This is a genomic window from Sphingobacterium sp. CZ-2 (genome assembly GCF_004526235.1).
In the GTDB taxonomy this organism is placed as follows: domain Bacteria; phylum Bacteroidota; class Bacteroidia; order Sphingobacteriales; family Sphingobacteriaceae; genus Sphingobacterium; species Sphingobacterium tenebrionis.
Genome location: NZ_CP038159.1, coordinates 574,341 through 590,324, shown reverse-complemented (window position 1 = coordinate 590,324; position 15,984 = coordinate 574,341). Strand labels below are relative to the sequence as shown.

Sequence of the window (15,984 nt, the reverse complement as noted above, 5' to 3'; positions counted from 1 at the left end):
ATGAAGAAATATTTATTTATACTATTTACGCTGTTCGGATGCAGCTTAAGTTTTGGACAATCGTTCGAAGGCACTTGGGAGGGAAGTTTGGAAATTCAGGGCATGGAACTCCCCTTGGTTTTTGAACTGAAATATGATGGCGAATGGAAGGGTACCATGCAAAGTCCGAAACAGTCGAAACAAAAGGCACCTTTATCGAGCATCAAAGCGAGTGCAGATTCTATTTTTATTGAAATGAAAATGATCGGCCTCAAGTATTCCGGTAGGCTAAGTCCCGACAAACAGGCTATTGATGGCATTATCCAACAGGGTGGTTTGAAAGCACCTATGCGGATGCTTAAAAAAGATCCCGCAACAATTGTTACGGATTTTCCTAAGGTGCGATCGCAAAAAGTAAACCCACCTTATAGTTACGACACCTTGGATGTCCATTTTTCCAATACTGCCGAGAAGATCAAATTTGCTGGCACCATCACCAAACCGAAAGGGGAAGGAAGGTATCCAGCGGTAGTTTTGGTCAATGGTTCAGGACCTCTTGATAGGAATTCGGCCATGTATGGGCATGAGCCTTTTAAGGTGTTGGCAGATTATTTGACCAAGCAGGGGATAGTGGTATTGCGATACGATGAACGAGGGGTTGGCAAATCGGAGGGGGATTTTAAGACTGCTACCTCCGCAGATTTAGGCAAAGATGCCTTGGCGGCCATCAAATACTTAAGGACACAATCGAATGTAGACCCTAAAAAAGTGGGTATTATCGGTCATAGTGAAGGCGGACTCATTGCCTTTTTATTGGCAGGACAACGAATTGCCGGTTTGGATTATATTGTTTCCTTAGCTGGTCCAGCTATTCGTATCGATTCCTTGATGATCCTCCAGAACGAAGCCTTGGCCAAAAATAGTGGTACAACGATCGATACCAAACAATTGGCGATGATCAAACGGAATTATGAGATTTCTAAAAGTAATCTATCCACAGAGAAGGCTTTTGAAGCTATTATGACTAACATGAAAGTTATCCCAGGTAGCCAAGAAGCTGATTTTGCTGATCAGATTGCCGTGCTCATTACACCATGGTACAGGTATTTCTTAAAGATAGATCCTACTACATTTATCCGTAAGATTAAAGTTCCTGTTTTTGCAGCATATGGAGGAAAAGATGTTCAAGTCAACTCCACCGAGAACTTGGAAAGTTTAACCGATAATCTGGCAAAGCAACCGAAGAATGAAATAAAGTTGTACCCCAACCTGAACCATTTGATGCAACCCGCTAAAACCGGTGGAATCGGAGAATATCCAGAGATCCCTATCAGTTTAGATCCGGAGCTGATGAAAGATATCGCCAATTGGATAAAGGCCTTATAAGGGATCAGCCTATAAAAAAAGGGGAACATGCTAACATGTTCCCCTTTTTTTATATATCCTATTTAATTATTTGAATACAATGGAAGAGCGCCCCATGATGGAGTTGTCTGCATACAGCAAAATGGTATAAGCGCCTTTTTCAAATTTATGGTCCTGATCAGACCAAGCCATTTGATATTCTTGGCCATTATTTGAAAAATTGATCGCTTGTTTGAAAGTATATTGCAATTTCTCACCATGTACATAGAAAAGATCTTCAGAATCAGCAATCAAATTTCCTTTTGGATTGATGATACGTACATAGATATCTTTTTTGCCTGTTTCGGCCAATGGATTATCCGCAATGGTAAAGTTGATATGCATCTTATCGATACGTTTTGCTTTCGTCTCCAATTCCACATCACCACTTTTCTTCATTTCCACTCCCGCAATATGAATGTTGGAAACCTTTAGGTTAGAAGCTTTGGAGATCTTGTCCGTTAGCTGTCTCTTTTCGGTGCTAAGCGTATTTGCCCTTGTTTTATTAATTTCAGATTCCTCCTTCAATTGCAGGTTGGATTCTGCTAATAATTCATTTTTTATCTTGAGCCCAGTAACTTCATCCTTCATTTTGGATACCTGATCCTTCAATCGTGCAACATCCTGTTTCGCGCGTTCCACCTGAACATCCGTTACTTCGCCTTTTTCCAATGCCGTACGTAATTCCTCAATTTTAATGCGGGCAGTTTTCTCTGCATTGATCAAAGCCTCACTGCTCTCAAAATCTTGAGCCTTCAGGTTGTCCAATTCCGCTTCGATGCGGTCTATCTCCGTTTGTAGATTCTCTTTTTGAAGGGTTACTGTATAAAGCTTTTCTCCTGAGGATTTAAACTTTACGTAAAAATATATGTTTGTAGCTAGCAAAGCTGCAATAGCAATAATAAAAAAGTAAACCTTTGAATTATCTCTCTTTCCAACGGGATCATCAACCGAATTCTGGCTGTTTACTTTATGTTCCTCAGTTTTCATATTAATTAACGCTGATATTTATGTGGATCCTTTACAGGACAAACATAAATGCAAAAATGATTCCTAATAAATAATAAAGTTTGAAAGCAAATATTGTTCCAAATGCTGTTACTCAAAATAATTTAGGGTATCAAAGCCGCCTGCTTTAAGGTATTCCTCCTTTTGCATGAGCTTAAGATCAGATAGGACCATCTCATTTACCAGCATTTCCAAGCTGTATTTGGGTTTCCATCCTAATTTTTGATTGGCTTTTGTAGGATCGCCGATCAATAAATCTACTTCCGTTGGTCGGTAATATCGAGCATCTACCTTGACAACGGTCTGACCTAATTTTATTTTTTCTGGGTCTAGGCCCAATGCTTTCAATTTCTCGTCGTTGCGATCGATGATAACACCTTTTTCCGCTTCTGCTTTTCCAGAAAATTCCACTTCTACACCTAGCTCTGCAAAGGCCATCCGCACAAATTCCCTTACCGTGGTAGTGATACCAGTAGCAATGACAAAGTCTTCGGCAATTTCCTGCTGAAGGATAAGCCACATAGCTTCCACATAATCTTTCGCATGTCCCCAATCGCGTTGCGCAGAAAGGTTTCCAAGGAATAATTTATCCTGTAAGCCTAAAACGATCTTCGCAGCTGCTCTTGTGATTTTTCGGGTCACAAAGGTTTCCCCACGTACAGGGCTTTCATGGTTGAATAATATACCATTACAAGCATACATGTTATAAGCCTCGCGATAGTTGACCGTAATCCAGTAGCCATATAGTTTGGCTACCGCATAAGGGCTACGCGGATAGAATGGCGTTGTCTCACTCTGCGGCACTTGTTGCACCAAGCCATATAGCTCAGAAGTAGATGCTTGATAGATCCGGCAATGTTCAACCAGTCCTAATAAACGAACCGCCTCTAAAATCCGAAGGGTCCCCAAGCCATCAGCGTTAGCTGTATATTCTGGGGTGTCGAAACTAACCTTAACATGCGATTGTGCGGCCAGGTTATAGATCTCGTGTGGTCTGGTTTCTTGAATAATGCGGATCAGGTTGGTAGAATCGGTTAGATCGCCATAATGAAGCACGAAATTACGACCCAATTGATGCGGGTCCTGGTATAGATGGTCAATCCGATCGGTATTGAAAGAAGAACTTCTTCTTTTCAACCCATGAACGATATAACCTTTTTTTAGTAAAAACTCAGCTAAATAAGCACCATCCTGACCAGTAATACCGGTAATCAGCGCTACTTTTTGATTCTCTTGACTCATTCTACTGTTAATATCCGACAAATATATTGCAAATAAACAGCAAACGATTGATATATAAAAAATAAAGCCACAGATTTCTCCGCGGCTTTTTCAAATATTTTAGGAAAACTTAGTTCGCCACGCGACTAAATTTAAATAATAAGGTACCTTGTCCATTGTCCAATGGAATCGGCATACGCATTTCCAAACCGTTTTCATCAGCGTAGGATAGATCCAAACGGTATCCACTTGTTACGTTGGCAGCCTTATCTCCAGCATACAATTTCTTGAATTGGAAAGATGGTTGTCCACCTGTTTTGCCTGGGTTGAAGATAGACCAAACGATGGTACGAACCGCACCATTGGCACAAAGATTACCTTCCGCATTGAACGTGATGGTTCCGCGTTGGTTTCCTCCTGGCAAATCCCAGATCGATCCAATGAAACAATCTACTGGTGCCTCATCAAAAATGTTCTTAATGGTATAAGAACTTGGAATGTTCTCCCGAGTAACGGAATTTAAAACCCATTTTCCTTTTACTCCTGAACGCCATTGCGATGCTGTAGGTCCTTGTCCTGATACTTCAGTGCCGGCGCCTGTACCACCCTTTTTCTGGGCTCCACAACTACCCAAGATTAACACACAGGTTAACAGGGTTAAAAATGAAAAAATACGTTTGTGCATATTACAAAGTTTAAAATAGTATATTAAATGTATATTCGTAGCAAAATAACGTTTGAAATTTTGATGAACAAAACATCCAAAAATCATACCATAAGCAAAATTGTTGCCAAGGCTATTCTAAGATTTATCTTAATTGTTCTCCTCTTTGGAATCGCTTTCAGCTTCAGCAAAGATGCTAATTTACTCGATAAGGTCTCCCTCTTTTTTCCCCATAAATGGGCTATATTTGCACCTATAACATTATTTGTCATCTTCTTGTTGCTGATGTTCATTATGTTAAGAGAAAAATATAGGAAAACAGATATCAACTGGCTTTTTAGTTTGAGCGGAGCTTTTCTGCTTTTTTATTTGATCATGCTCTATTCCCGCATCTATCCGATGCTTTAAAAAAATATTTTAAAATGGATAAAACAAAGATTTGGGCCATTAGTAAAAATTTGCTGAAAGTACTCATTACTGTGGGTGCTTTTTACTGGTTGTTCAGCAAATTGGATCCAAAAGATATCCAGGAGGTAAAGGAAGCGTTGCTTTCCAGTAATCCTTTGTACCTGCTCTTGGCGCTAATTTTCTATTTTATTTCCATCGTTATTGCGTCATCCCGGTTAAATTCTTTCTTTAAGGCGATTGGGTTGAATCTACCAGAGCGTTATAATTTCCGTTTGTATTTATTAGGCCTATTATATAATTTCTTTTTGCCTGGTGGAATTGGAGGCGATGGCTATAAGATCTTTTTTATCAAGAAGAATTTTAATATATCGAGGAAGAAAGTATTGGGGGCTGTGTTTTTTGATCGATTGAGTGGTCTTTGGGCATTAGGGATTGTCTCAGGAGCACTAATTATTTTTATGCCGCGTTTTGCTATTCCTAATTCGGTTACTATTGCGGTATTGCTCATCGGAACGTTAAGTTACCTCTATGTGCTCCGTTTATTCTTCAAGGAATTTCTAGCAAACTTTGTGATCACGCATCTCAAGGCATTATTTGTTCAGGGTTTTCAGGCCATAGCCGCCATCTGTATCTTATACTCCATCGGATTTGACGATAAGTTTTCGCCCTACATATTCATATTTATGGTGACCTCTCTGACGGCTATTATACCATCCATCGGAGGAGCTGCAGGGGTTCGGGATTCAGCAATGGTATACCTAGCTAACTATTTAATGCTTGATAAGCATTTCTCTTTAATCATTTCCATGACATTTTATATCATCTCCTTGATCGTTGCATTAAGTGGGATCTATTATATTTTTAGACCTCAACGCTTAGGGGCAGATCGCTTACCATCGGCTAAAGAAGTAGAGGCAGAAATCGATAAAGAAGAAGAATAATGGCAAATATTGTTATCACAGGAGCAAGCAGCGGGATTGGTTTTGAAGCTGTGCTGGATTTAACTGCAAATAAGGATCATCAGGTTATTGCGTTGGCAAGATCAGCAGATAAACTTCGAAAATTACATGAAATTGCAAGCTCGTTGAATCATGATGGTGGGAAATTGTATCCTGCCCAATTTGATATTGTATATGATAATTATCCGGATTCTTTAGTGCCATTTATCCAATCAAAATTCGGTACGGTGGATATCCTGATCAACAATGCCGGAGCATTGATCAATAAGCCATTTTTGGAATCTACTGCGGAGGATTTTGCACAGATGCTGCAGTCCAATCTGATCGGACATGTGAATATGATCAGGCATATCGTGCCTCTGATGACGAATGGTGGGCATATCGTGAATATTTCCAGTATGGGTGGTTTTCAGGGGTCTTCCAAATTCCCCGGTCTTTCTGCGTATTCTTCCAGTAAAGGCGCTTTGTCGATTTTGACGGAGTGTTTAGCGGAGGAATTTAAGGATAGGAATATCCAGGTTAATTGTCTTGCCTTAGGATCGTCGCAGACAGAGATGTTTGAGGCTGCGTTTCCGGGTGTTGAAGCAGGTACATTAGCCTTTGAGATGGGAAGATATGTTGCGGAGTTTGCGCAGAACGGTAATAAATATTTTAATGGCAAGGTCTTGCCGGTCGCTAATACTACTCCATAGTTTTTAAGGATTTCTCCGCATCGTGTCATTGCGGGTGTATAATCGCGTCGTTGCGAGGAACTCTACGTCATTGCGGGGAACTCTACGTCATTGCGAGGAACGAAGCAATCTTTGGACTTTGTCATCCTGAGCATCGTCGAAGGATCTGTACGGTTGCATACGAACAGATGCTTCGACTACGCTCAGCATGACATGGTACACTCAGAATGACATGAGGGAAGGTTGCTTCGTCGTGCCTCCTCGCAATGACGCTGTGGTTGCTTCGTCGTGCCTCCTCGCAATGACGCGGACCCCCCCCTAAAATCCCACTCCCCAACCATATTAAATAAATATGAAAATATTTATTGTATTATAATAATAATTAACTCATAATTTCCTAACTTACACCTAACAAGTCGCCTAATAACCCCAATTATTAGGCTGCAAACTAATCAATAACAAACAAACAAATTATGAAAAGAAAGCTACTGTTTTTCACGATGGCTCTTCTGGCGAGTATTCAGGTATTTGCACAGAATCGGAGCATCTCGGGAAAAGTTACAGATGCCGTGAGCAATAAGCCCATTGCAGGAGTAACCATCAAAGGGGTAGGAACCAACTATGCTGCGCAGACAGATGGAAATGGGGAATACCAAATCGAAATCAACCAAGCTGCTACCGCATTGCATTTTTCCTATTTAGGATATGCTTCTCAGCTAGTTAAATTAACCGGACAATCCAATATCAACATTTCGCTCACACCTTCTGCCGCCGATTTGGAAGAAGTTGTTGTTGTAGGATACGGTACACAAGTAAAAAAGGACATGACCGGATCTGTCGCCTCCGTGAAAATGTCCGACTTGGAAAGTGTACCACTTCAAACGGTTGAAAGTGCGCTTCAAGGCCGTGCCTCGGGTGTATTCATCAATAGCAGTAGTGGTAAATTAGGCCAGGCCTTACAGATCAGGGTCCGTGGTACCTCTTCAATTTCGGCAGGAAACCAACCCTTATTCGTTATTGATGGGGTGCCGATCATTACGACCGATATGGGAACCTATGATGAGCCAGACAATCCCTTGGCTGCTATCAGCCCAGATGATATCGAATCCATGGAGGTGTTAAAAGATGCCGCTTCTGCCGCTATCTATGGCGCTAGAGCATCCAATGGTGTCGTGTTGATCACAACCAAAAAAGGGAAAGCAGGTCGCACGAATATAGACCTTGGTTATTTTGCCGGCTACAGCGACCCGACCAAAAAGGGTGACTTCCTAAATGCCGATCAATACCGCCAATTATTGACTGAAGCAGTAACCAATGCGGGATATATTGATCCGGTGGATGGTTATGCAAATATGAGCGAGTTCTGGGAAGATTGGACCGGAACTACGGATTGGGATGAGAACTTCAACTCCAATTGGGTGAATGAAGGTCTTCAACGCGGAAACATCCAACAAATCTCAGCCACAGTTTCTGGTGGGGATAGTAAAACCCGTTTCATAGCCTCAGGAAGCTACAATGATAATAAAGGTATTGTGGTGGGCAATAGATTTTTTAGAACGTCTGGTAGGATAGGCCTAGACCACAGTGCAAATAATTGGCTGGAAATCGGTGGTTCCATCAATATCAATAAAATTGATAACTACCGGGTCAACAGTGATAATGCTTTTGCCAATCCATTACAATTAAATGCCCTGCCACCAATCCAACCGATCCGTGATGCCGATGGTCAATTGAATCGTTATACGGTGTATTACAATAACTTGATCAACCTGGAAAATGGAAATAACTTGTCCAATACCTACCGTACTTTCGGAACGGCTTATGCCAGTGCAAGGATTACACCTGATTTGGTATTCCGCAGTGAATACGGTATGGATTTCCAGAACCTGGAAGAAGAATTGTTTTTAGGGACCAGAACCCAAGATGGGGGAGATGTAGGGGGATATGCCTACAGCTACCAGGCTAGATCCATCAATTTCAACACGAACAATACCCTGACCTATTCCAAGACATTCAACGATATACATAACTTCTCCTTAATGGGAGGTATGTCTTACCAACAGGGACAGTTTAGATATACCTCAGCCGAGGGTAATGGCATGCCATCCGATAAATTCAAGAAGGTTGTCAGTGCGGCCATTAAATCGAATGCTAGTGCGTCCGCTTCAGATTTTTCCTTTCTGTCCTATTTGGCAAGAGCGAATTATAAACTCATGGATCGCTACATGATCGATGCTTCCGTTCGGATGGATGGATCTTCACGGTTTGGGGCAAATGAACAATACGGTGTCTTCCCGGCAGTCGGTTTGGGATGGACCATTTCGGAAGAAGATTTCCTGAAAGATAATGGAACCTTAAACTTCTTGAAATTGAGAGCAAGTTATGGTAAGACCGGAAATGCAGAAATTGGGAATTATCGTTGGAGATCACTTTATGGAGGTGCAAACTATGCCGGTATTCCAGGAACTATCCCTTTTCAGATCGGTGATGAAGATCTGACCTGGGAAACAACCGCTGCAAGCAATTTTGGATTTGATTTTGGCCTTTTCCAGGATAGGATCTCCGGAACCTTGGAATACTACCATAAAAAAACTACAGACCTACTTTTAAATGTGCCAATTGAATCTGTTAATGGTTACAGCAGTGTTTTCCGCAACATTGGCGATATGGAAAACAAGGGTTATGAGATTACTTTAAACAGTAAAAACTTAGTAGGTGATTTCCAATGGTCTACTTCCTTTAATATTTCCTTCAATAAAAACAAAGTATTGAAGTTGAACGATGGCCAGCCGATTTATCCAGGAGGGCGTTATTTAGGCCGTGTGGAAGAAGGTCAACCATTTGGTGTGTTCTATGGGGTGGCTTATGCCGGTGTCGATCCAGCCAATGGAGATGCTTTATACTATAAGGATGCCAGCCGTACCGAAACGACCAATGATTTCTCCGAAGCTGAAAATCAGCATTTGGGTAATCCGCACGCTAAATTCTATGGTGGTCTTGGGAATAAATTTGCCTATAAAGGCCTAGAGTTGGATATCCAAACGCAATTTGTTTCCGGTAATAAGGTCTACAATGCTGCCGGTGGATTCCAAGCTACCAATGGTGATTTCTTTGATAACCAATACAGCAGTCAGATGAATTATTGGACGCCTACAAATACCGATACCGATATTCCTCAACCAAGGTTCTACGAAGAAAACGGAACAAATCCTTCTTCCAGATATATCCAGGACGGCTCTTATTTCCGCATGAAAAATGTGGTGTTAAGCTATAATCTTCCAAAAGACTTCTCGACCAGGTACGGAATGCAAAGAACAAGACTATATGTTTCGGCAACCAACTTATTGACCTTTACCAAATACGATGGTTATGATCCAGAGATCAATACCACCTTCGCTGGTAATTATCAATTGGGAACTGATTTCTATACCCCTCCGCAGCCTAAGACCATCACTTTTGGTATTAATGTCGGCTTCTAACCCTTAACAGTTATTATTATGAAAACGAAACACATATTATCATATTCCTTTCTTGCCCTTGCATTGACTTTATCATCATGTGGGAAGAAGTTGGATTTGGCCCCACATAGTGAAATCCCTACAGATGAAGCATTAGAAACTGCCAATGACGTAAATAATGCCGTGGTTGGTGCTTACACCATTATTGCTAGGGGCTCTTTATACGGAACAAATTTAGTGATGGTACCTGAAATCTATGCCAGCCCAGGCTATGTGCAATGGACAGGCTCTTTTGGAACCTTCAGGCAGATTGCTTCACAGAACATCATTTCGACCAATGCGGATGTAGCCCGTACATGGACCGATGCTTATCGCGCCATCAATGCCTGTAATACCGTCATTGAAGCTTTGGGAGTGGTTAGCGACCCTACTCAAAAATCCATTATCAATGGTAAGGCCCTATTTGTACGTGGAATCATGTATTTTGAATTGGTCAGGTTATATGGATTGCCTTATGAAGCTGGTGGTGCCAATAGTACCCCTTCCGTGCCTATATTTCTAAAATCCGTCAAAAACTTTCCTGATCTACAATATGGAGCAACCAGAAGTTCAGTGGCCGATGTCTATAAACAGGCTGAAAATGATCTGACCGCTGCTATAGGCATGTTAGGCGATTCTCCAGCTGATCTTTATGCAGCAAAAGGCATGTTGGCGAGATTATATCTACAACAACAGGATTATGGAAAAGCATTGACCCAAGCGAATGATGTTATCAGTAGTGGGGATTATACATTAACAGATAATCTCGAAGCCCCATTCCGAGTGAAGAATTCTTCGGAAGGGGTATTTGAAATTCGTCAGAATGAACAGAGTAATGCTGGAACCTCCAATGATGGACTTACTACTTTTTTCGCCTCTTATGTGAATAATACCGGCGGTTTGGTTGGACGTGGGGATTTGAATATCCAGGACGCCTTTTATGAGACCTACGATCCTGCGGATAAGAGAAGGACCGAAATGATCTATGATGGAAATGGCGCGAAATCAGGGTGGTTTACGAAGAAATGGTATGGGTATTTTGATAATATCCCTATCGTGAGGTTGACGGAACTGTATCTAACCCGTGCGGAATGTAACGTAAGGTTGAATAGTAGTGTTGGGGCAGCTCCGCTGGATGATATTAATCTGCTACGGAAACGCGCAGGATTAGATGATTTGGCCGCGGTTACCTTGGAGGATGTGCTGCAGGAAAGAACTTTTGAACTGGCTTTTGAAGGGTATAGATTGCATGACCTGAAAAGAACAAAAAGGAATATAGGGACTTTGCCTTATAATTCACCAAAATTGGTTTATCCAGTTCCATATGGAGAGCGATCGGTAAACCCTGAGCTGGGGCAGAACGAAGGATATAATTAATTGATTTCCCGTCATTGCGAGGAACGGCCCGTCATTGCGAGGAACGAAGCAATCTTTCGATTAGTGAAAAGATTGCTTCGTCGTGCCTCCTCGCAATGACGTAAACTTTCACAATTCCTCCGCGCTATCCCGAATTTTACTCCATATCCGAGTCCTTGAACAAAGGCAGGACAATCGTAAAAGTAGTTCCTATCCCTTCAAAAGTCTTAAACGTAATATCCCCTTTCATAGACTCCACCGTTTTCTTCACAAATGCCAATCCCAATCCCGTTCCGGAACTTTTCGTTGTAAAATTAGGTTGGAAAATCTTTGGTAATACCTCCGCCGGAATACCCATTCCATTATCCTTTACCGTAATCTTCACATGTTCCTGATCAGGATATTCCAGAATAATACTGATCAAATGTTTCTTCCTCGTAATAGATGCCTCAATGGAGTTTTTAATTAAATTATTAAAGGTCCTCAATAATTGATCCCTATCCCCATATACCCAGATATGCTCATCTTCCGTATTATTGATTACCTTAATGTACGTATTATGGCTATTATGGAAAACATTCGCAGACTTATTGATCTTCTCAATGATATTGATCTTAGCTAATTCCGTATCCGGAAGTTTCGCGAAATTCGAAAACTCTGTCGCAATCCGCGATAAACTATTGATCTGCTCAATAAAGGAATTGGAAAACTTATGGAACCTTTCTTCAAATCGAGGGTCATTTTCACTATAGCTCCTCGAAAGCATCTGAATTCCTAATTTCATCGGTGTCAACGGATTCTTGATCTCATGTGCAATCTGTCTGGCCATTTCTCTCCAGGCATATTCCCGCTCTGTGTTCTTCAGTTGTTTCGCATTCTCCTCTAACTTCACGATCATGAAGTTATATTCCTTCACCAATGCACCAATTTCATCGTCCCGCTCCCAATATAGTGGTTCATTGGGCTTGTTACTGAAAATAGTCTCCGACAATTTTCGTCCGATTAAACTCAATGGTTTGGTAATGGAATTGGCAACCAATACCGTCACAAAACCCATCCCCAATACAATGATGGTATAGATATTCAATAAGGTATTCAATAACAGGTTCTGACTCCTATTTTCTTCCTCCTGAGAGGTGAAATATGGAATGCTCAAAAACACTAACGTGTTAAAGTCGTTGTTCCTGATGGTAGCATAACTGGCGTTGTAGTTGAACCGTACTATCCGTTCAGGAATATAGGCATCTGTTTTCTTGGCTACATTGAGTGCATTGAACGCCAATGGATTCATGAAGTTGGAAAGTAGGTTGGTGTCGTAGATCCGTGATTGGGTCGTAAATTGTAACTTCCCGTTCTTGTCATATAGGTTGAAATCGGTAACCGTGGTCTCCGATAGTTGTCTTACAATCTCTCGGATTTGGGCCTCCGAATCTTCCCAGGTTGTTTCCAATCTGTTTTCGATTTTCTTGACCACATCTAAGATATAGGCCTGCCGCTGTTGGATCTTCGATTTTTCAAATTGCCTATTGATACTGATAAAGGAAATAAATCCCGAGATGACAACGGCAAAAATCACCACACCAACAATCATCGTTTGAATCCTGGTACTGTACTGTATCCTGTTGATGATCAATTTGAAATGGTACTTTATACTTAAAAAGTTGAACGATTTTTGGGCAATCGTGGAAGTAATATACCGAACCGTATTGAACAAAAGGAAAAAGATGTACAAGGACAGAAAAAGGAAAGAAAAAATAGCCACCGATTGCCAGAAGGTCATCAATGGTGAACTGACTACCAAAGTAGAATGCTGGTCGGGTTTATAGACCACATGGAAATAGCCATTGAAATCCTCGATATTCTCGTATTGTTGGATTTCTCCGCCAAAGTTTGTGTCTTTATTCGGATAGGTAAAAGAACCATTCTGGGTCAAAAGATTACCATCCCGGTAAAGCGCAAAGGAGGAGGAATTGATATGGTAATTTCGAATGAATTCGATCTTGCTGTCAACAAGGATCTCAGGATAGGGTAGGGCAGTTCCGAATGCTCTATTCTTGAAGTTCAAAAAGACCTGAACCGTTTCATCTTCCCTTCCTTCCAATGGGATATCAAACTGAAGAAAATATTCATGTGTCCCCAGTTCACTCCGTAAACGATAAAAATGCTCGGTTTGGGGAACCTTGGTCGATTTGTTGATTACCTTTTCCCGATATTCCTCAATCTTATCGTTCGGATAATTCTCCAATGGCACATTATTCAGGTAGAAGAAGGAATTGAATTCAAACTTGGAAAGGTAGCCACTGAAATAATTTGCCTTAAGGTAATTATTAATGCTAGTTGTATTCAGGATTTCCCTATCCTGCTGTTGGAGCATATAGGTCAAGGACTTTCTCAGTTGATTATCCTGAATTATCCTTTGCTCCATATCCACAAACAATGCGGTGGCGTTCAGGTCATCCTCGGCTTCTAATTGGTTCAGCGTGATTCTCATCTCCCGCTCCATCTTATCATGTAAGCTCCGCATATAGACCGAAGTCGTCATGAAGGCCAAGAATACCAAGGTAAGGATAAAGGTAGACATGGTGAGGCTTACGCGAACCTTACTATAGGCCCGTAACATAATCACACCTGCCAAAAAGATGTTGAAAAAGGTGTTCTCCCCAATAATCAACGCATTGATGATAATGGCTGATACCAAGGCGATCAATTGTATGTTCAGAAAGGAGGTTGTATTGGGCAGTATGGATTTTATAATCCCAACAATAGAATCAATAAAATATAAAAGGATGACCATGTTGATACACATGATCAGGATATTCAACCAGCTATACTGACTAAAGGATAATAGATTCGTCAGGTCTAAAGTTACGGCCGAACTATTGGTAATCAACGTTGAAAGGTGAAAGAACAACAGATTACTGATGATATAAATGCTCAGGATACCCAGCAATGCCAAGGTATTGATCAAGTAGGGCGATAATTTCCGTAAAGGGATCTTGAGGTAAGGTTGGATGGAACGGATGTAGAATACCAACCAGACCACACTGATGGTCGTCATAAAGAATGCCCATAAGTTCGGCAATATCGGACTATAGGCATAATATTTTGGGTCAAAAAGCCCCATGGAAGATTGCGCACTCAACCAGTTCGTGTTCAGATCGACCACCCTTGTTAAGGCTAGCGTGATGGCAAAGAATAAGATGGAAAACCAGGGTCTACCATTTTTCGCCAACATCAGACATATATTGTTTACAAGAATGATAAAACAGATAGAAGCAAATACCCAACAGATGAACTGTATGGTCATGTAGAGGTTGTCCTGTTTACCTTCCTTCAGTTTTACGGAAAATAAATAGGATCCATTCTTACTGTAGATGTTCTTGACCGTTTCTTTGTCATTATATTCTGCCACTTCCAAATTGTTCGTGCTGATCAATTTAGTGGAAAATATATTGATGAGGTATTCGTTGTTGAAGGGAAAATTGGTGTTCACCGGAATTAAACTCAGCACGGTCATACGTTCGTTTAGTTTCTTCCGCTTAACCACATATGCCCGATTATCGGCCTTGTGAAAAGACACATCCGTCTGAAGCCCTTTGTCTGTAACTGGGACGTAATGGTTATTGCTCCAAAAAACTGGTTTATTATCCTTGTAGATGTAAAAATACAAGCGGTTTTTTTCTGACTGCTTTTCCGTGAATTCCAATACCTGGCTTGGATAGAGTTCTACATTGGAGAAGGCTTTCATGATATTTTCATCGTTGAAAATATCATCCACCATATCTTCATAATCGTGAATGTTGTTGGCCACCGTTCGAGTGTCCAATTCCAACATATCATCTTTGGTGACGATATTGTTGATGGTAATTGCGGTTACCAAGAAGGAAACCGTTAAAATCAAAAGTAGAATCCGTATTTTATTACCCATTCAGCTATAATCTGACCGTAAATATAATTAATAAAAAAGTCCTCGCAATATTTATTGCGAGGACTTTATAAAGATGTACCGTTTTAACTAAGCGTGAACATCTTCTTGACGGAAGAATTTCGCGGTGAAGTATTCACGGTTCATTCTTGCGATATTCGTTAATTTGATACCTTTTGGACATTCCGCTTCACAAGCTCCTGTGTTTGTACAGTTACCGAAGCCTTCAGCATCCATTTGGTCAACCATCGCCTGAGCACGCTCATAACGTTCGGTCTGTCCTTGTGGCAACAAGGCGAATTGGGATATTTTTGCCGATACGAACAACATCGCAGAAGCATTTTTACACGCCGCCACACAAGCACCACATCCGATACAGGTAGCCGATTCGAAAGCCTCGTCTGCTACACGTTTAGGAATTAGGATGTTGTTTGCATCTTGCGCACCACCAGTATTGATGTTTACATAGCCACCAGCTTGTTGGATGCGGTCAAATGATGTTCTATCTACCGCTAAATCTTTCAATACTGGGAAAGCTGCTGCACGCCAAGGCTCGATCACGATAGTTTGCCCATCATGGAAGGAACGCATGTGCAATTGACAGGTGGTGATGCCGTATTTAGGACCATGCGGACGTCCGTTGATCACTAAGGAACACATTCCACAGATACCTTCGCGACAGTCGTGGTCGAAATATATAGGGTCTTCGCCTTTGCGGGTTAAATCTTCGTTTACCACGTCCAACATTTCTAGGAAGGACATATCATCTGCGATGTCTTTCGCTTGAACGGTTACGAATTGACCTTTATCGTTTGTATTTTTTTGACGCCAAATCTTTAGCGTTAAATTTAAATGTCCACTCATAATTGTAATATTGAGTAACAATAGGACG

The 15,984-nt window shown here is 41.2% G+C and carries 10 protein-coding genes; 5 read left to right on the top strand and 5 right to left on the bottom strand.

Annotated elements, in window-relative coordinates; genetic code table 11:
• Complete coding sequence (locus E3D81_RS02550) at window positions 1–1,365, top strand: alpha/beta hydrolase family protein (protein WP_167554213.1); 1,365 nt, start codon at window positions 1–3, stop codon at window positions 1,363–1,365.
• Window positions 1,366–1,431: 66 nt separating this feature from the next.
• On the opposite strand, the gene E3D81_RS02545 is transcribed toward E3D81_RS02550, so the two are convergent.
• From E3D81_RS02545 to E3D81_RS02535, 3 genes are all read right to left on the bottom strand, one after another.
• A complete protein-coding gene (locus tag E3D81_RS02545; protein ID WP_099365444.1) occupies window positions 1,432–2,373 on the bottom strand; it encodes a hypothetical protein in 942 nt (313 codons plus the stop codon).
• 108 nt (window positions 2,374–2,481) lie between these two features.
• Entirely contained in the window at window positions 2,482–3,633 is a 1,152-nt protein-coding gene (gmd, locus tag E3D81_RS02540; protein ID WP_134776300.1) for a GDP-mannose 4,6-dehydratase, read from the bottom strand.
• A 109-nt stretch (window positions 3,634–3,742) separates the two neighbouring features.
• Window positions 3,743–4,297: a hypothetical protein gene (locus E3D81_RS02535; protein WP_099365442.1), complete on the bottom strand. Its 555-nt coding sequence runs from the start codon at window positions 4,295–4,297 to the stop codon at window positions 3,743–3,745.
• A gap of 401 nt (window positions 4,298–4,698) precedes the next feature.
• Between E3D81_RS02535 and E3D81_RS02525 the strand changes: the two genes are divergently transcribed.
• The 4 genes from E3D81_RS02525 to E3D81_RS02510 all read left to right on the top strand — a co-directional run bounded on the left by E3D81_RS02525 (window position 4,699) and on the right by E3D81_RS02510 (window position 11,188).
• Entirely contained in the window at window positions 4,699–5,625 is a 927-nt protein-coding gene (locus E3D81_RS02525) for a lysylphosphatidylglycerol synthase transmembrane domain-containing protein (protein ID WP_134776298.1), read from the top strand.
• Entirely contained in the window at window positions 5,625–6,335 is a 711-nt protein-coding gene (locus E3D81_RS02520) for an SDR family NAD(P)-dependent oxidoreductase (RefSeq protein WP_134776297.1), read from the top strand. Before E3D81_RS02525 ends, E3D81_RS02520 begins: the two co-directional genes overlap by 1 nt.
• Window positions 6,336–6,787: 452 nt before the next feature.
• Complete coding sequence (locus tag E3D81_RS02515; protein ID WP_134776296.1) at window positions 6,788–9,793, top strand: SusC/RagA family TonB-linked outer membrane protein; 3,006 nt, start codon at window positions 6,788–6,790, stop codon at window positions 9,791–9,793.
• A gap of 18 nt (window positions 9,794–9,811) precedes the next feature.
• On the top strand, window positions 9,812–11,188 hold the full coding sequence (locus tag E3D81_RS02510; protein ID WP_134776295.1) for a RagB/SusD family nutrient uptake outer membrane protein: 1,377 nt from the start codon (window positions 9,812–9,814) through the stop codon (window positions 11,186–11,188).
• Between the two features lie 136 nt (window positions 11,189–11,324).
• Here the strand turns inward: E3D81_RS02510 and E3D81_RS02505 are convergent, their stop codons facing one another.
• On the bottom strand, window positions 11,325–15,095 hold the full coding sequence (locus E3D81_RS02505; protein ID WP_134776294.1) for an ATP-binding protein: 3,771 nt from the start codon (window positions 15,093–15,095) through the stop codon (window positions 11,325–11,327).
• An 87-nt stretch (window positions 15,096–15,182) separates the two neighbouring features.
• Window positions 15,183–15,956 (bottom strand): succinate dehydrogenase/fumarate reductase iron-sulfur subunit, encoded by a 774-nt coding sequence (locus tag E3D81_RS02500; RefSeq protein WP_134776293.1) that lies wholly within the window; start codon window positions 15,954–15,956, stop codon window positions 15,183–15,185.
• Between the last annotated feature and the right edge of the window lie 28 nt (window positions 15,957–15,984).

Excerpts from the sequence above, each read along its gene's own strand:
- E3D81_RS02550 (WP_167554213.1), top strand. The coding sequence starts at position 1 with ATGAAGAAATATTTATTTATACTATTTACGCTGTTCGGATGCAGCTTA.
- E3D81_RS02545 (WP_099365444.1), bottom strand. The coding sequence starts at position 2,373 with ATGAAAACTGAGGAACATAAAGTAAACAGCCAGAATTCGGTTGATGAT.
- gmd (WP_134776300.1), bottom strand. The coding sequence starts at position 3,633 with ATGAGTCAAGAGAATCAAAAAGTAGCGCTGATTACCGGTATTACTGGT.
- E3D81_RS02535 (WP_099365442.1), bottom strand. The coding sequence starts at position 4,297 with ATGCACAAACGTATTTTTTCATTTTTAACCCTGTTAACCTGTGTGTTA.
- E3D81_RS02525 (WP_134776298.1), top strand. The coding sequence starts at position 4,699 with ATGGATAAAACAAAGATTTGGGCCATTAGTAAAAATTTGCTGAAAGTA.
- E3D81_RS02520 (WP_134776297.1), top strand. The coding sequence starts at position 5,625 with ATGGCAAATATTGTTATCACAGGAGCAAGCAGCGGGATTGGTTTTGAA.
- E3D81_RS02515 (WP_134776296.1), top strand. The coding sequence starts at position 6,788 with ATGAAAAGAAAGCTACTGTTTTTCACGATGGCTCTTCTGGCGAGTATT.
- E3D81_RS02510 (WP_134776295.1), top strand. The coding sequence starts at position 9,812 with ATGAAAACGAAACACATATTATCATATTCCTTTCTTGCCCTTGCATTG.
- E3D81_RS02505 (WP_134776294.1), bottom strand. The coding sequence starts at position 15,095 with ATGGGTAATAAAATACGGATTCTACTTTTGATTTTAACGGTTTCCTTC.
- E3D81_RS02500 (WP_134776293.1), bottom strand. The coding sequence starts at position 15,956 with ATGAGTGGACATTTAAATTTAACGCTAAAGATTTGGCGTCAAAAAAAT.